Genomic DNA, 15554 nt, shown 5'->3' with positions numbered 1-15554 from the left:
TGGACGGGTGATCCGCCCGCAGCGTCATCAGGAGTTCGGCAGGCGCACCGGCATCAGTAGGTACCGGTAGTCATCACGGTCATCGCCCTCGGCCTCTTCCTGGGCGGAGAGCACGGCGGGTTTGGGCGGTGCGGTGAAGGAGAACCGCACGTAATCCGACCCGAAAGCGTGCAGACCTTCGGAGAGGTAGGTGGGATTGAAGGCCACCGTGATGTCCTCACCCTGAAGATTGGCCTCGATGATCTCAGAGGCCTGGGCGTCCTCACCTGTACCGGCGTCCAACGCCACCTGACCTTCGGTGAAAGCCAGCCGCACGGGAGTGTTGCGTTCGGCCACCAGGGACACACGACGCACTGCCTCCACCAGATCAGAGGTCTTCACAGAGGCCGTGATCGGCGTGGATTCGGGAAACAGGGACCGGATCTTGGGGTATTCGCCGTCAATCAACAACGACGTCGTTCGCCGCCCCCCGGATTCAAAGCCCACCAATTCGGCGGAGTCTGACAGGGCAATGTTCAAATCGCCGGCCGGGCCCAGAGTCTTGGCAATGTCATTGAGGGTCTTGGCCTTGACCAGAGCTGAGGTTTGCATGGAGGAGGAACCTGGCCGCCAGGTGAGTTCGCGCATGGCCAGGCGGTAACGATCCGTTGCCAGCAGAGTCATCCGTTCGCCGTCGATTTCCACCCGGACACCGGTGAGGATCGGCAAGGTGTCGTCCTTGGAGGCGGCAATGTTGACCTGTGCCACAGCCTGAGCGAACTCGGCTCCGTCAACCACTCCGGAGACATCCGGTAGACCGGGCAGTTCCGGGTATTCCTCCACGGGCATGGCTGCCAAGTTGAACCGAGAGGAACGGCAGGTCAGGGTCAATTTGCCTTCTTCTGCCACCACATCCACCCGAGCGGAGGGCAAGGATCGGCAAATATCAGCCAGGAGCCGGCCGGAGACCAAGGTGGTGCCTTCTTCCTCGATCTGGGCGTCAATGGAGACCCTGGAGGAGATTTCGTAGTCAAAGCCAGCCAGGGAGACCTGACCGGATTCGGCTTTGAGCAGCAGACCGGAGAGCACTGGAACCGGGGGACGGGGTGACAAGGATCGAGCCGTCCAGGTGACGGCCTCGGCCAGGACGTCGCGTTCCACGGAGAACTTCACGGGTTCTGCCTTTCGTTTGCAGATTGAAGGCGCCTATGACGGCACGCACAACTACAACATGCTATCGGCGCCAGTGGCTCTAGGCCATCCAGCAGTCTGGGCAGTCACCTGAAGTTGTGTAATTACAGGGTCCAGCCGGTGGAAGGCCAAGCGTTGTTCGGCGTATGAAAAAGTAGGTAGGAGTGTTAATAACCCCTGTGGAAGATGTGGAAAACCGGATCTGAGTGCGTGATTCCAAGCATCTGCCTGTGGGTTTCTTGTGGTTCTGCATCCACCGATTCGGTAGCTGTCCGTGGAAGAACATCCTTGTCATTCCGGTGACATCCACATCTGATCCACCTGTAGCCGCGGCTTGTCCACCAGGATCAGCCACTTCTCCACAAAGTTGTCCACAGGTGGTGATATCGAACTGTGCACAGCACGTCCACAACGGTGCCAGTTCTTGTGATTACAAAACTTTCCCAGCAGGTGAATCCGGTGATCTGCCTGTGGAAAAGCCCCGGAGTGGAACACGTGGAACCACTTCCGGGGGCCTTACCCAAGTACAGGGCTTGATCTCAGATGACTGCCACAGTGGCTCAGCCGGAGCGCTGCTGCTGCTTGATCCGGTTGGTGAGTTCGGTGACCTGGTTGAAAATCTGCCGACGCTCAGCCATCAACGTGCGAATCTTGCGGTCCGCGTGCATCACGGTGGTGTGGTCGCGTCCACCCAATTCTTGACCGATCTTGGGCAGGGACATGTCCGTGAGTTCGCGCAGCAGGTACATGGCGATCTGACGTGCGGTGACCAGCGTGCGGGTGCGTGACTTGGACTTCAGCTCATCCAGGGAGATGTCAAAGTAAGCCGCGGTCTGCCCCAGGATGGTCGCGGCGGTGATCTCTCCGCCGTCGTCATCCGTGATGAGGTCTTTGAGCACCAGCTCCGCCAGGGGAAGATCAACGTCCTGCTTGTTCAGGGAGGCAAAAGCCGTGACGCGGATCAGAGCGCCCTCCAGCTCCCGGATGTTGGTGGAGATGTTGGAGGCAATGTACTCCAGGACCTCCGGGGAGGCCGTCATCCCGTCCGCATCCGCCTTCTTGCGCAGAATGGCAATGCGGGTCTCCAACTCCGGGGGCTGAACGTCCGTGATCAGACCCCACTCAAAACGCGAACGCATCCGATCGGCAAAGCCGGTGAGCTGCTTGGGTGGCAAGTCGGAGGTGATCACAATCTGCTTTTCGTGATTGTGCAGGGAGTTGAAGGTGTGGAAGAACTCCTCTTGGGTGTGCTCCTTGCCGGCCAGGAACTGGATGTCGTCGATCAACAGCAGGTCCACGTTGCGGTAGATCTCCTTGAAGGAGGAGCCCTCGTCATCGCGGATGGAGTTGATGAAGTCATTGGTGAACTCCTCCGAGTTCACGTAGCGCACCCGCATGTCCGGGTAGAGCCGCTTGCCGTAGTGCCCGATCGCGTGCAGCAGGTGGGTCTTGCCCAATCCGGAATCCCCGTAGATGAACAGGGGGTTGTACGCCTTGGCCGGGGTCTCGGCCACGGCGAAGGCCGCGGCGTGGGCAAACCGGTTGGACTGCCCGATCACAAAGCTCTCAAAAATGTACTTGGGGTTTAGCCTGGCGGAGGAGTTCCACTCGGCCGATTCGGTATGTGCGGTGCCGTGGTCCACTGCCGCAGGTGATGGTGCTGCCACCTGCCCGGCATGCTCGCCGAGCTCGTGGATTTGCGCCGTTGATTCCTGGGCGGGATCAGTCTCCTGCGCCTGAACGGCGCCTCGGAACTCACCGGTGCCTCCCCGAATGGGCGTGACGGTGGCATCAGCAGCTGTGGTGGTGTGCTCATCCGGGGCGGAGACCGGCTCGGTCGGCCGCAAGGACTGGGCGGTGGCTGCCCCGCGTTCCGCTTCCAGTTCTTCCAACGGAGGCAGTGCGGGGGTGTCCCGTGACTGGGACGCCGGTGCACTCCCCGCCGGTGCATTACCCAAGGGGGTGTTACCCAAATCGGTGTCCACCACCACGGCCATGAGAGTTTCCGCACCGAACACCGCCGTCACGGCACGGTTCACGGCCGTTGCAATGGTGGACTGGAAAACCTCACGGGTGAGTTCATTGGGAACGGCCACCAACAAGGTGGTTCCCATCAGCCCGCGGGGCTGCGCCAAACCCAAGAATCCACGGTGGCGTGCGCTGACTTGCGGATCTGCCGTCAGAGTCTCCATGCACTGCGCCCACTGAGCGTCGAGCATGTGGTTTTGCTGAAGACTCACTGTGGCGAACTCCGAGAATCTGTAGGCGGACCGGATCTCTCCGGGTGGGGGCGGTGCGCCGAACCCCTGGGTGAACTCGACTTTCCACAGAGTTATTCACAGCGGTGGATATCGCGTTGGGGGGTGGGACGCGAACGTCAGCCTAGAACACCATCGCGGGGTGGTCCTAGTGAAAAATCAAGGCAGAATGGAACTACACTTTTGTAGTTACACGCTTGCTCCCGCGCCGTCGTTGGGAAGGGGGCTGTTGAGGTTATCCACAAGATTTTTTCGCACCGGTGCACAGCTGTGGGCAATGAAAAGAACATCTGGCGACTGCAAAGCGATCTAGCTCACCAGCAGTTGACCGGATCACCAGCCCTGCCTAGACTTGGCCAGTCTTGTGTCTGCAGTGCGCCCGTACATTGATCCTCGGTCGCTTCCCGGGCACATCCCACTTGACCACCACAAAGGTGGACCGGCTCAGCGAATGGGCGGGTAGCTGCGCGCCATCAACACACCGGCTGCGTGCCCCAAACATCGCGGGAGCCGTTCACCCTTCCTGTTTCGGGAGTAACACCATGAGCAAGCGCACTTTCCAGCCGAACAACCGCCGTCGTGCCAAGAAGCACGGCTTCCGTGCCCGCATGCGCACCCGCGCCGGCCGCGCCATCCTGGCCGCCCGCCGCTCCAAGGGCCGCGCCTCCCTCTCTGCCTGAGATCGTTTGGCGCCCTCACCCTTCGCGCTACGCATGGAGCCGCAGTTTTCGGCTCAGCAGTGTGTTCGGGATACTGGGGTGAGGTGTTCGACCACAATCCACAAGGGGTGAGCGCGTGCTTCCTACACAGCACAGGATGCGCACGTCCACGCTCTTTGCAGCAACCACACGTTCCGGGGCCCGTCAGGGTCGCCGGAACGTTGTTGTCTATGTGCACCCCACCGCACCTGACCAGCCGGTTCGTGCGGGTTTTGTGGTGTCCAAAGCCGTGGGCAACGCTGTGACCCGCAACAAGGTCAAGCGTCGGTTGCGTTCCCTGGTGCAGCACAGTTTGCGCTCCCAGCCGGCTGGATGCGACGTCGTGGTGCGTGCCCTGCCTCCCGCGGCAGAGGCCACCTTTGCCCAGCTGTCCGGGGACTGGTCCTCCGCCTGGTCCAAGGCGCGCAGCAAGGCCTTTGCCCGGGCAGCCGAAGCCAACGGCACGATGGGCGGTGAGCATGACTGAAGCACGTCACGGGCTGAGCACCGCTGACAGTCAGCACAGCTCACCCCAGGAACTTTTTGATGCCGCACCGTCCGAATTCGTGCACGCCAACACCGCTTTCCAAGTGCTGTGGTTGCTCCCGCAGAACCTGTTGATCGCAGGGCTGAAGGTCTACCGAGCCCTGGTTTCCCCGCTCTACGGGGACGTGTGCAAGCACTTTCCAACATGTTCGGCCTACGGGCTGGAGGCCATGACCCGCCACGGCGCGGTCCGCGGCCTGGGACTCACCGTGCGGCGGTTGTTGCGATGCCACCCTTGGGCGGCCGGGGGAATCGACAGAGTTCCCGACGGCGGCCGCCGGTTCACCTCCGTGGCTGAGCTGCCCAAAATCGTGTTGTTGAACCACCCGACCCCCGAGGACCGAGCACGTCTGCTGGCCTCATTCGCCCCGGCTGCATCCGCTCGCGCCACCCAAAACACCGCGCAGCAGCGTTTCCCGGCGGAATCTCAAACTTCTTGAGGTTCTGACCGATGCAGCCCAAGGAGATGAACCCATGAACTTTTTTGACCTGATCCTGTGGCCCTTCAAGTGGGCCGTATCCGCGGTGCTGTGGGTTTTCCACTCCGCCTTCACCGCCATTGGCATGGACCCCGCCAGCGGCTGGACCTGGGTGCTCTCCATTGTGGGACTCACCTTGGTCATGCGAACCCTGACCATCCCGCTGTTCATGAAGCAGATCCGCTCCATGCGCGGTATGCAGGTCATCCAGCCGGAGATGGCCAAGCTACAAGCCAAGTACAAGGGAAAAACTGACCAGGTCTCCCGTCAGGCCCAGGCTCAGGAGCAGATGGCGCTCTACAAGAAGCACAATGTGAACCCGTTGGCTTCCTGTCTGCCCATCCTGGCCCAGATGCCGATCTTCTTCGGCCTGTTCCAGGTGCTCAACGGTGTGCGCGGTGCCGCTGACCGCAATGAGGGCATTCTGGTCCTCAACGCGCAGATGATCCACCAGTTCAATGACGGCACCCTGTTCGGTGCCCCGCTGTTCTCCACGCTGCGTGCCCCCGGGGACGGTAACCACACGGCCACGATCATCATTGCCGTTGTCCTGGTGATTGCCATGACCGTGACCATGTTCATCTCCCAGAAGCAGCTGGCGGCCAAGAACGTGTCCGAGGCGACCAAGCAGTCGCCCATGTACCGCCAGCAGCAGATGATCATCTACATCTTCCCGATCATCTTTGCGATCACCGGTATCAACTTCCCCATTGGCGTGCTGATCTACTGGACCGTGTCCAACCTGTGGTCCATGGGCCAGCAGTACTGGATGATTCGGCGCAACCCCACTCCCGGTTCGGAAGCCGAGCGGGAACTCAACGAACGCCGGGCCGCCAAGGGTCTGCCTCCCGTGGGCAAGACCAAGGAAGAGCACGAGGCCGAAATTGAGGAAGCCCGTGCCAAGGCTGCCGCCGGTCAGCGCCAGCAGCCCATGAGCAAGAAGCGTCAGAAAGCTCAGGCCAAGAAAGGTCAGGGACAGTCAGAGCAGAACGACGACGACGTCGTAGAAGGTACCGCTGAGGACGTGGTGGACACCGCTCAGGCAGAGGATGCCGGCACAGACACCGCTCAGGACGGCTCCGGCAGCAACGCCAAGGGAGCCGGCAACGCCAAGGGCACCAAGGGGCGTAAACAGGGCGGTTCCGGTTCTTCTGCCATCAGGAAGAAGTAGGACGTTCCCGGGGGTCAGCCACCCCATCACTGACACTGCATCCGTGGTTCCCGGTACGGAGCCACCCCCAGTTTTGAAGGAGTTTCCATGAGCCAGAACCCCGGTGACGCTGTTCCCGAGTCAGACCCCTCCGCCCAAGCCGCGGAGGTCACCGATCCCCAGCCCGGTGAGCAGGTGGATGCTGCTGCCGTGGTGGCGGGCGTTGAGGTGCCAGCGGATTCTGACACCGATTCCACCGACGACGACGCCCTGGACCCCCTGGTGGAGGAAGGCGAGGTGGCAGCTGACTACCTTGAAGAACTCCTTGACCTGGCCGATCTGGATGGGGACATTGACATTGAGGTCCGCAATGGCCGTACCTATCTGTCCGTGGTGACAGAGGATGGCAGCTCCGAGGATCTGAACATTCTGGTGGGCAAGAACGGCCAAGTCTTGGACTCTCTGCAGGAACTGGTGCGCCTGGCTGTGCTGGCCAACACCGAACACCGCAGCCGTTTGGTGCTTGATATTGCGGGGCACCGCGAGCAACGTGCCGACAAGCTGCGGGACATGGCGTTACAGGCCGTGGAGGAAGCTCGTACTTCCGGGCGGAGTGTGCACCTGGAGCCGTTGTCGCCCTACGAGCGCAAGATTGTGCACGACGTGGTGGCGGAATCCGGGCTGCACTCCGAGTCCGAAGGCGAAGGAGCAGGGCGCCACATTGTGGTGACCCTGCAGGGCTGAGCCCCGGGACACCCTTCATGGCATCATCCACGCCCACCCCACGGCAGGCACTCGATCCGCAGGAACCACCGGTTTTGCAGGGTGACACTCGAAATGCCGCTGTGGCGATCTTTGGTGATCGGTTGCCCTTGGCTGAGCAATACGTGGCCCATTTGGCGTCATCGGGAATTGTGCGCGGTTTGATCGGACCGCGTGAGGTGCCCAGACTGTGGGAACGCCACGTGCTCAACTGCGCTGTGGTTCAAGAGCTGATCCCGGATTCCTCGCGTGTGGCAGATGTTGGATCCGGTGCGGGCCTTCCCGGTCTGTGCTTGGCTTTGGCCAGACCGGACTCACACTTCACGCTCATTGAACCGCTGGAGCGCAGAGTCACCTGGCTGGAGGAAGTTGTTGATGATCTTGCTCTGGACAATGTGACTGTTCTGCGAGCCCGCGGCGAACAGGCTGTGGATCAAGTGGGTGAGATTCAAGTGGTCACGGCCCGCGCCGTATCCGCGCTGTCTGGTTTGCTGGACTTCACCCTCCCCCTGCTCGCCGGTAGTGGTGAGCTGTTGGCTTTGAAGGGACGCAGCGCGCCGGATGAGATTGCCAAAGCGCGCAAACAACTCAAGAAGTGGAAAGTGCGGGACACAAACATCCTGACGGTTGGCTCCGAGCGGTTGGAGGAGCCCACCACCGTGGTCCGGGTTCGACTGTGACCGACCGTAGGGGTGACCTGGGTTGCGGGTAGGGTGGACCCGGCCGGGCATCGCAAGACACCGGACAAAAGTGATCTAGGTCACATGATCTGACGGAGGGTTGTTTATGTCTGAGAACCAGCACCATGGGGCTGCGGATCTTGGAATGCCACCCGACCCTGCTGGTTCCACCACCACAGTGGTTCCGGATCGAGGACGAACCACGGTCCGTGAACCCCAGTCCACCACATCATCAGTGCAGCGTAGTGCGGGAGATGGCCCGCTCGGGAGGAAACTCGTGGAAGAGAATCAGCGCCGGGAACGGTTGCAGAGTCTAAACGTGCAGTCTCCGGATCAGACCAGGGTCTTCACCATCAGTAACCAGAAGGGTGGTGTGGGCAAAACCAGCACCTCCGTCAACTTGGCGGTGGCCTTGGCCAAACATGGCCAGAACGTTCTGGTGATCGACAACGATCCCCAGGGCAATGCCTCCACGGCACTGGGTGTGCCACACACCACAGACGTGGACAGTATTTACGATGTTCTGGTTGATGAGATGGCCCTCAAAGATGTGGTGGTCCCCTCCCCAGAGAGCGAACGACTGTTCGTGGCGCCGGCAACTATTGATCTTGCAGGCGCAGAAATTGAATTGGTCTCCATGGTGGCCCGTGAACAACGGCTCTCCCGTGCCATAGCGCAATACCAGAAAGACCGTGCCGAAGCCGGTTTGGAGCGCTTGGACTACGTGTTCATCGACTGCCCGCCCAGCTTGGGCTTGTTGACTATCAACGCCTTTGTAGCGGCAACTGAGGTGCTCATTCCCATCCAATGCGAGTACTACGCGTTGGAGGGGCTGAGCCAGCTGCTCAACAATATCGGCATGATCCAGAAGCACTTGAACCCGGATCTCCAGGTGTCCACCATCATGATGACCATGTACGACGGCCGCACCAACCTTGCCTCCCAGGTGGCTGAGGAAGTACGCAGCCACTTCCCCGAGAAGGTCCTCACGGCAATGATCCCGCGGTCCGTGCGGATTTCAGAGGCCCCCAGTTATCAGCAGTCAGTGATTACCTATGATCCGCAGTCCACAGGCGCCTTGGCCTACCTGGAGGCGGCTGCTGAAATTGCCGAACGTGGAGTTCCGGCTTGATCCATTAGGTTGGTGTTTTGACGCCAGGTGGATGGCGCTGCCAATAGTCGCCATGTAAAAGGCTCCCGTTTCACGTGAAACGGGAGCCTTTTACATGTGTTGAGAGACCTGCGGATGACTCATGACCATCTGCGCGCTACGTCTGTCTGGACTACCGCCCTGGGTTCTGGGACAACCACTCGGAGCCGTGGGGCAACTGATTGATGCGTAGGTTTCTGGCGAGTTGTTTCACGTGAAACAGACAACTGTTGCACAGCGGGACGTAGAATAGTGCGAATTGTCTGAGAGACGGGAGAACATGATGGCAGAACGTCGCAGGGGTTTGGGACGCGGATTGGGTGCTTTGATTCCGAGTGCTCCGGTGGAGCAGACGCCGGAACCCGAGAGCGTAAACACAACGTCAGCGGCTGATTCTACGGAGACAGCGCAGCCAGATGTTTCACGTGAAACTGCACCGGAGAACCGAGCCCAGGACGCTGTGAATGCTGACCGAACCGATGCTTCTGAGAGCTCCGCTTCAGAATCTGTGAGTCTCCAAGGAGCGACAGCCTCCGGTGATTCCCAACCGTCATCAGAGAAAGCCGCAGATGCAGCCGGAGCATCCGGGACCAAAGCTAAAAAGAAGTCCAAGAAGAAGAACTCAAACACTGCTGCTGCACAAGTAGTAACCCCAGCAGCAGCGTCAACTTCCGATCACGGTGATTCATCAGTTCCCGCAGCGGAGGATGCAGCTGATGTTTCACGTGAAACGCCTAAGACGCGCAAACGAACAGTGACTGCGGAAGCCCGACAGAAGGCCATGAAGGCCCGTATGGATTTGGGTGTCTCCACCCGCAGTTCAGCTCCCAAGCGTCCGTCGGACATGTTTTTCACGCCGTCACCCCAAGATGAGGTTCGTGATGGGACCGCCGCAGATGCAGTTCCCACGCCAGAATTGACCCAAGAAACTGGCGACTCAGACAAGCAAGACAATGTTTCACGTGAAACTGCGGTCTCTCCGCAAGTAACCGAGACCTCCGCCGACATGACTACGGTTTCAGCGGGCGAAAATGCCGTGACAGCGGCATTGGAATCGACCCCCGAATCCAACGAACTGCCGCAGAAGCCAGCAGCTGACCAAGGGCCGGAGCTACAGCTGGTTCCCGGGGCCACATTTGTTGAGTTGGATGTGGAGGACATTCACCCCAACCGCAAGCAGCCGCGTCAGGTGTTTGATGAGGACGAGTTGGCCGAATTGGCCTACTCCATTGCTGAGTTGGGCGTTTTGCAGCCTGTTGTAGTGCGCCCATCACGTGAAACAGACGCACCGCCGTATGAATTGGTGATGGGCGAACGCCGTTGGCGTGCCACTCAGCGTGCCGGACTCACGCATGTTCCAGCGATTGTGCGCGAAACCAGTGACGATGACCTTCTGCGTGACGCTCTCTTGGAGAACTTGCACCGGTCCCAGCTGAATCCTCTGGAGGAAGCTGCTGCCTATCAGCAATTGTTGGAGGAATTTGGGGCTTCACAGGAGGAACTGTCGCGGCGGATTGGCCGTTCGCGGCCCCAGATCAGCAACACGCTGCGTCTTTTGCGACTGCCGGCGCTGGTGCAACGGCGTGTGGCAGCGGGGATTCTCTCGGCTGGTCACGCGCGTGCTCTGCTGTCCTTGGAGGATCCCGCGGAGATGGAGCGGTTGGCCCAGCGCATTGTTGCTGAAGGGCTTTCAGTACGTGCCACTGAAGAAGCTGTGACGCTCAGCAAGAATCGGAAGCCTACGGTGCGCCGCAGTGCTGCCACTCAGGAACGCCATCGTGAGCGGTTGGACTACATTGCAGATGCTTATTCGGACAAGCTGGACACCAGCGTGAAGATCAATCTGGGCGCTCGTAAAGGCCGCATGACCATTGAATTCGCGTCCGTAGAAGACCTCAATCGCATCATCTCGGTGCTGGACCCAAGCGGATTGCCTGAGAATCAGGACTAGCGTTTCACGTGAAACGTGGTCTTTGCCTCCCTCACATGGAGCCACGTCACTGACCATCGGGTGAAGTGGGCTGATTGCACAGAGGGTTCTGGTAGGAAAGCGCCGGTCAGAGAAAAACGGTCCCGAGACACTTCAGTGTCTCGGGACCGTTTCACGTGAAACCGCCACTTTACTGTTGTGGGCGCTGAGCCAGCTCACGAGCAAGGTCAGCAGCACTCATGGTGCCTGTTGGCATGTCATCTGCCGCTTGGAGATACATCCGCTGAAGGCCAACCACCACGGCATTGGCCAAATGAGTCCTGTATTCAGGGTCTTCCAACCGGTCAAGCTCTGCTTGGTTGGAGATGTAGCCAAGATCCACGGAAAACGTTGGTGAACTGTTGAGGCGCAGCAACGCCCATTGCCGCCCGTGTGCCCCAAGATCCAAAGCACCGGTACGAGCCACGATTTCCCGTAGCGTCAGGGTGGCACCACGTTGACCAATTGGCGAGAGTGTTGCGCCGTCACGATCGGTGTCGCCCCAGTAGAACACCGATACTCCGTGCGCCGATGCAGAAGGATTCCAGTCGCAGTCCAGCACCACAACCACAGAATCCCGGGATGAGTTCAGAGCTTCCCGAATATTGGGTTGAACGTCAATGTGAGTGCCGTGTCTGTCTGTGACCGGTTCCTTGGAAACCAGTAGCGGAGTGGCTCCAACTTCTCGGAGTAGTTCGTGGGTACGCACAGCAACATCGGTGGTGATTCGCTTGGCGGTCTCCCGGTAGTGATCGGGAGCACCCCCGGGAATCACGGGAGCTTCCGTGTGCATGGCGGGAACCAAAACGATTGTTTGAGAACGAATCGCATCTGAGGTTCGTTCCAGCCGATGGTAGTCGCGCAAGGAAAAGGCTTTGGACTCGGAAATCTTCTTGTTTACCCTAGCCAGAGCTGCAATGGTCTGGTTGTTGACCAGACCATTGGTTTCCAGTCCCAGGCTTTGCTGCAGCTCCACCACGGCGTGGTGGGTCTTCTGGTCAAAGGTTCCGGTGATGTGTCCGTAATAGAATCCCAGCAGGGAGAGATTGTCTTGGAGGCGTTCCACGTCGTCCCCGCGCAGTGGTTCGTCCTGATCCCAGTAGAGGCGCCGATCACCAAAGGTGTACTGGGCCTCATTCAGGCGTCGCTCGGTTTCCGGGCCCACCACTCCATCAACCACCAGGCCGTGATTTTGCTGGAAAGCACGGACGGCACCTTCAACGACGTCGTCGAAAGCTGTGGGGTCCAGAACATCCCGAGGGTCCAAGTCCTTGGAGGCTGCGCCGGTTCGGACCAGTCGTTCGCGCAGTCCCGTGACACGACGATCCTTGATGCCGTGCTTCAACGGTTGGGTGATGTCTTCGGACATAAGTGGTGGGGCCTCGTGATGATTACAGGTCAGATACGGAAGCGGTCCCAGGGACATGGGACCGATAGGGGAACTTTACTCCCCAATGCTCACCTGCGTACCGGATGAATGGACTCAGGATGAAGAAGTAGGAACCCCGACCCGTAAAGGTACACGGGGTCGGGGTTCCACAGGTTCAGATCAGGGACTCCGGTGCCGATTGCAACTGAACCGTTGCCTACACCACCGTTCCCGCTGAGTCGATCACTCACCACCCAGGTAGTCAGCAAACTCCTTTTCCAGGGCGGACTTTGGCTTGGCGCCAATGCTCTGCTTCTGCACCTTGCCGTTGTTGAACAGGTAGACGGCGGGGATGGAGGTGATGCCGTACTTGGCGGCGATCTCCTGGTTGTCATCCACGTTGACCTTGACCACCTTGACCGAATCGGCGTTCTCCTCCGCAATGGCCTCCAGAACGGGGCCCACCATGCGGCACGGGCCGCACCATTCAGCCCAAAAATCCACAATCACGGGCTTGTCCGAGTTCAGGACTTCGGTCTCAAATTGGTCGGTGCTGACATCAATGGTGCTCATGAAATTTCCTCTCACTGTGTACTCGGGTGGGTGGGGTCACCGTTGTGGACCCTGAAGCTCAGGCGCTGTGTCCGGCCAGGTAGTGTTCGACGTCGATTGCGGCCACACAGCCTGAACCTGCGGCGGTGATGGCTTGACGGTACGTGGCATCCAGGACATCCCCGGCAGCAAAAACGCCCGGTAGTGACGTCTTGGAAGACCGGCCCTGGACCGAAACCGTGCCGTCCGCCGTGATCTCCAACTGATCCTTGAAGAGAGCCGTTCGGGGGTCGGAGCCGATGGCCACGAACAATCCTGTGACGGGCAATGCGGTGACGTGTCCGGTCACAGTGTCTTCCAGGCTCAGTTCTTGGACCTTGGCTTCACCGGAAATGCCGATGACCTGCTTGTTCCACAGAATCTCGATCTTGGGATCGTCAAAGGCGCGGTGCTGCATGATTTCCGAGGCTCGGAACTGGTCGCGGCGGTGGATCAGGGTCACCTTGTCCGCAAATTTGGTCAGGAAAGTGGCTTCCTCAATGGCGGAGTCCCCGCCACCGACCACAGCAATGTTCTGACCCTTGAAGAAGAAGCCATCGCAGGTGGCGCACCAGGAGACGCCGTGTCCGGACAGGCGCTTTTCATCTTCCAAACCCAGTTCACGGTAGGCCGATCCTGTGGCCAGGATCACGGCCTTGGCGCGGATGACCTCCCCGCCTTCCACGGTGATTTCCTTGATCTCACCGGTCAGTTCCAGCTTGATGGCATCCTCATAGCGGATGTCTGCACCAAAGCGCTCAGCTTGCGCCTCCATGGTGCCCATCAGTTCCGGGCCCATGATGCCGTCCTTGAAGCCGGGATAATTCTCAACCTCAGTGGTGTTCATCAAGTCCCCACCGGCGGTGACGGAACCCGCCAGCACAATGGGCTTGAGATCGGCCCGGGCGGTGTAAATCGCTGCGGTGTAACCTGCGGGACCGGAACCCACGATGACGACGTCGTGAATGGTTGAGTCCCCGGCGGGAGCGGCCTGTGTGGCCGTGTCACTGTGACCGGGAGGGGTGGCCCCCAGGTCCAGGTTCAGTGCCGGGGTGAAGTCGGTGCTCACAGGAATGACCTTCCGTACTTGTGCGGGATTGAGGTCCCATTTCAGGACTGCGGTGCCACATGGGGTTCAGGACCGTGGCTTCCACATCAGGATTGTGTTTCCATCGGGGTCAACTCACGGCAACCTGTGGGTATTCCTTGCCGGCAGGCCATGCACACAGTACGGTCATCCGGCGTCACAGTCGCTTGTCAGGTGACATTGATGTCGCTGATCCGTAGACCGTAGTTGTAGCCGGCAATCGGTTGGGTCAGGGTGGGCAGTTCGGTCCATTCCACAATCAGGTACTGGTGTTCTGCATCGCGGGCAGGATCACCCAGCTGCACGGTGGTCTGCTGACCTTGGAACGTCCCCTGGCCCACCTCCACGGCATTCTCCAAGGACGGTTCATCAGCCACGTAGACGGTGAATGAACCGCCCGTGCCGGACTCTTGTGAGATGGACACCTGGTTCATGACCGTGGGTTGGTCAAAGCGCACGGCCAGACTCACGGAGCTCACCAACTGGCTGAAATCTGGGCTGCCAAACCCGTAACTGGCCCAGGCTGAAGCGGGGTCCTCATCAATGACTGCTTGCAGGCCGCTGTCCTGATCCGCCATGAACGTGGGGTTGTCCGGGACCAGGCGGATTGCGGAAACCGGGGCGGCAGTCACAGTTTGCTCAGTGGCCTGATCTGTTGGGGTGGCAGAAGCGCCTTGGGTTCCGCCGCCACCGGAAAATAGGTTGTCCAATCCGCCAAAGACCAGCACCGCACCCAGGGCCAATACACCCACCAGAACCAGCAGAAGAGCCAACAGGCCACCTCTACTGCTGGACTTGGATTCATTGACTCGTGCAGCACTGGATCCAGTGCCACCTTGTTCACTGCGAGCCCGGACTGCGTTGCGGTTCAGTGCCTCGGTGGCTCCACCCGCACCCCCGCGAGCTTTGGCGCCGGAGGTGTACTCGTACTCGTAGGAGTCATAGCGGTTGTCGCCGTCGTACGTGGGGTCAATCCGGTGTGTGTCACGGACCGGGGCCTTGCTGGGAGTGGAGCCGCGGCCAGCGGCGGCACGGTCAAACAACGTGGCCCGAGTGGAAGACTCCGGGGCGCGTTTGATCCGGCCCAGGTGCTTCTCCATCTCCGGAGCCGCAGGTGCCGAGTCAATGTCATCGTTGTCCCACTGGTCAAAGAACTCTTCTGAAGTCTGCTCGCCTTCGGCCTCCGGTTCGCCGTCGTCCACCACATAGGTGCCGGCTGTGCCGGAGGACCGGGGGCGACCAAAGATGTCATCAGAGAGAGTTTCATCATCTGTGGCGCCGGGTTCGGAGAGCAGTTCCTCCATCAGCACGGAGGGCGCCACAAAGGAAGTGACCAGATACGTGGTGGAGCCAGACTGGCCCAGGTCCAGGATGTGCAGATCAGCGTCAACGGCACCGATGGCCATGGCGCGAGCATTTTCCACCACCCGGGACGTGTGGCGTTCTGAGGGCACCAAGATGGTGACTTCACGGCCCAGGATTTGATCCTGACCTCCCAGGACGTAATCCCGTTCCGGTGTGGTCAGAACCTCATCCAGCACCTTGTAGCGACCGCCCAGAACGGTCCCGAGGCTGATCGGCTGGGGCACGTGTTCTCCTGAAGTGTTGGTGTCCACGCCTGGACCCGATCGGGTATCAGTGGCGG

The 15554-nt window shown here is 60.0% G+C and carries 14 protein-coding genes; 8 read left to right on the top strand and 6 right to left on the bottom strand.

Going from position 1 to position 15554, the window contains the following annotated elements:
* Positions 1–27 precede the first annotated feature (27 nt).
* Together dnaN and dnaA are read right to left on the bottom strand one after the other, a co-directional pair.
* On the bottom strand, positions 28–1152 hold the full coding sequence (gene dnaN / locus Q4G32_RS09475) for a DNA polymerase III subunit beta (RefSeq protein WP_303350975.1): 1125 nt from the start codon (positions 1150–1152) through the stop codon (positions 28–30).
* Positions 1153–1730: 578 nt separating this feature from the next.
* On the bottom strand, positions 1731–3389 hold the full coding sequence (gene dnaA / locus Q4G32_RS09470; protein WP_303350973.1) for a chromosomal replication initiator protein DnaA: 1659 nt from the start codon (positions 3387–3389) through the stop codon (positions 1731–1733).
* A gap of 581 nt (positions 3390–3970) precedes the next feature.
* Here dnaA and rpmH point away from each other — a divergent pair.
* The 8 genes from rpmH (at position 3971) to Q4G32_RS09430 (ending at position 10844) form a co-directional block, all read left to right on the top strand.
* Positions 3971–4108 (top strand): 50S ribosomal protein L34, encoded by a 138-nt coding sequence (gene rpmH / locus Q4G32_RS09465; protein ID WP_047688574.1) that lies wholly within the window; start codon positions 3971–3973, stop codon positions 4106–4108.
* A gap of 115 nt (positions 4109–4223) precedes the next feature.
* A complete protein-coding gene (gene rnpA, locus Q4G32_RS09460) occupies positions 4224–4613 on the top strand; it encodes a ribonuclease P protein component (protein WP_303350970.1) in 390 nt (129 codons plus the stop codon).
* Positions 4606–5112: a membrane protein insertion efficiency factor YidD gene (yidD, locus tag Q4G32_RS09455; RefSeq protein WP_303350969.1), complete on the top strand. Its 507-nt coding sequence runs from the start codon at positions 4606–4608 to the stop codon at positions 5110–5112. Before rnpA ends, yidD begins: the two co-directional genes overlap by 8 nt.
* Positions 5113–5146: 34 nt before the next feature.
* Positions 5147–6322: a membrane protein insertase YidC gene (yidC, locus tag Q4G32_RS09450; protein ID WP_441327486.1), complete on the top strand. Its 1176-nt coding sequence runs from the start codon at positions 5147–5149 to the stop codon at positions 6320–6322.
* An 87-nt stretch (positions 6323–6409) separates the two neighbouring features.
* Complete coding sequence (locus tag Q4G32_RS09445; RefSeq protein ID WP_303350968.1) at positions 6410–7045, top strand: Jag family protein; 636 nt, start codon at positions 6410–6412, stop codon at positions 7043–7045.
* Between the two features lie 17 nt (positions 7046–7062).
* Entirely contained in the window at positions 7063–7743 is a 681-nt protein-coding gene (gene rsmG, locus Q4G32_RS09440; protein ID WP_303350966.1) for a 16S rRNA (guanine(527)-N(7))-methyltransferase RsmG, read from the top strand.
* Positions 7744–7888: 145 nt separating this feature from the next.
* Positions 7889–8875 (top strand): ParA family protein, encoded by a 987-nt coding sequence (locus Q4G32_RS09435; protein ID WP_441327488.1) that lies wholly within the window; start codon positions 7889–7891, stop codon positions 8873–8875.
* 478 nt (positions 8876–9353) lie between these two features.
* The gene (locus Q4G32_RS09430; RefSeq protein ID WP_303350963.1) at positions 9354–10844 is read left to right on the top strand and encodes a ParB/RepB/Spo0J family partition protein; all 1491 of its coding nucleotides are present in this window, start codon (positions 9354–9356) and stop codon (positions 10842–10844) included.
* Between the two features lie 169 nt (positions 10845–11013).
* On the opposite strand, the gene Q4G32_RS09425 is transcribed toward Q4G32_RS09430, so the two are convergent.
* The 4 genes from Q4G32_RS09425 to Q4G32_RS09410 form a co-directional block, all read right to left on the bottom strand.
* Positions 11014–12231, bottom strand: coding sequence for a peptidoglycan-binding protein (locus Q4G32_RS09425; protein WP_303350962.1), 1218 nt, complete (start codon positions 12229–12231; stop codon positions 11014–11016).
* A gap of 243 nt (positions 12232–12474) precedes the next feature.
* Entirely contained in the window at positions 12475–12804 is a 330-nt protein-coding gene (gene trxA / locus Q4G32_RS09420) for a thioredoxin (RefSeq protein ID WP_303350961.1), read from the bottom strand.
* 58 nt (positions 12805–12862) lie between these two features.
* A complete protein-coding gene (gene trxB, locus Q4G32_RS09415) occupies positions 12863–13891 on the bottom strand; it encodes a thioredoxin-disulfide reductase (RefSeq protein ID WP_441327485.1) in 1029 nt (342 codons plus the stop codon).
* 188 nt (positions 13892–14079) lie between these two features.
* Positions 14080–15498, bottom strand: a complete 1419-nt coding sequence (locus Q4G32_RS09410) for a hypothetical protein (protein ID WP_303350960.1) — start codon at positions 15496–15498, stop codon at positions 14080–14082.
* Between the last annotated feature and the right edge of the window lie 56 nt (positions 15499–15554).

Origin of the sequence: Kocuria sp. (genome assembly GCF_030538595.1) — a bacterium.
GTDB lineage: Bacteria > Actinomycetota > Actinomycetes > Actinomycetales > Micrococcaceae > Kocuria.
Note: the sequence above shows the minus strand (reverse complement) of the source record. Positions and strands in the feature narration are given on the sequence as shown.

Coding starts and splice junctions, on each gene's coding strand:
- Q4G32_RS09445 (WP_303350968.1), top strand. CDS start 6,410: ATGAGCCAGAACCCCGGTGACGCTGTTCCCGAGTCAGACCCCTCCGCC.
- Q4G32_RS09425 (WP_303350962.1), bottom strand. CDS start 12,231: ATGTCCGAAGACATCACCCAACCGTTGAAGCACGGCATCAAGGATCGT.
- yidC (WP_441327486.1), top strand. CDS start 5,147: ATGAACTTTTTTGACCTGATCCTGTGGCCCTTCAAGTGGGCCGTATCC.
- Q4G32_RS09435 (WP_441327488.1), top strand. CDS start 7,889: ATGCCACCCGACCCTGCTGGTTCCACCACCACAGTGGTTCCGGATCGA.
- dnaA (WP_303350973.1), bottom strand. CDS start 3,389: ATGCTCGACGCTCAGTGGGCGCAGTGCATGGAGACTCTGACGGCAGAT.
- yidD (WP_303350969.1), top strand. CDS start 4,606: ATGACTGAAGCACGTCACGGGCTGAGCACCGCTGACAGTCAGCACAGC.
- rpmH (WP_047688574.1), top strand. CDS start 3,971: ATGAGCAAGCGCACTTTCCAGCCGAACAACCGCCGTCGTGCCAAGAAG.
- rsmG (WP_303350966.1), top strand. CDS start 7,063: ATGGCATCATCCACGCCCACCCCACGGCAGGCACTCGATCCGCAGGAA.
- trxA (WP_303350961.1), bottom strand. CDS start 12,804: ATGAGCACCATTGATGTCAGCACCGACCAATTTGAGACCGAAGTCCTG.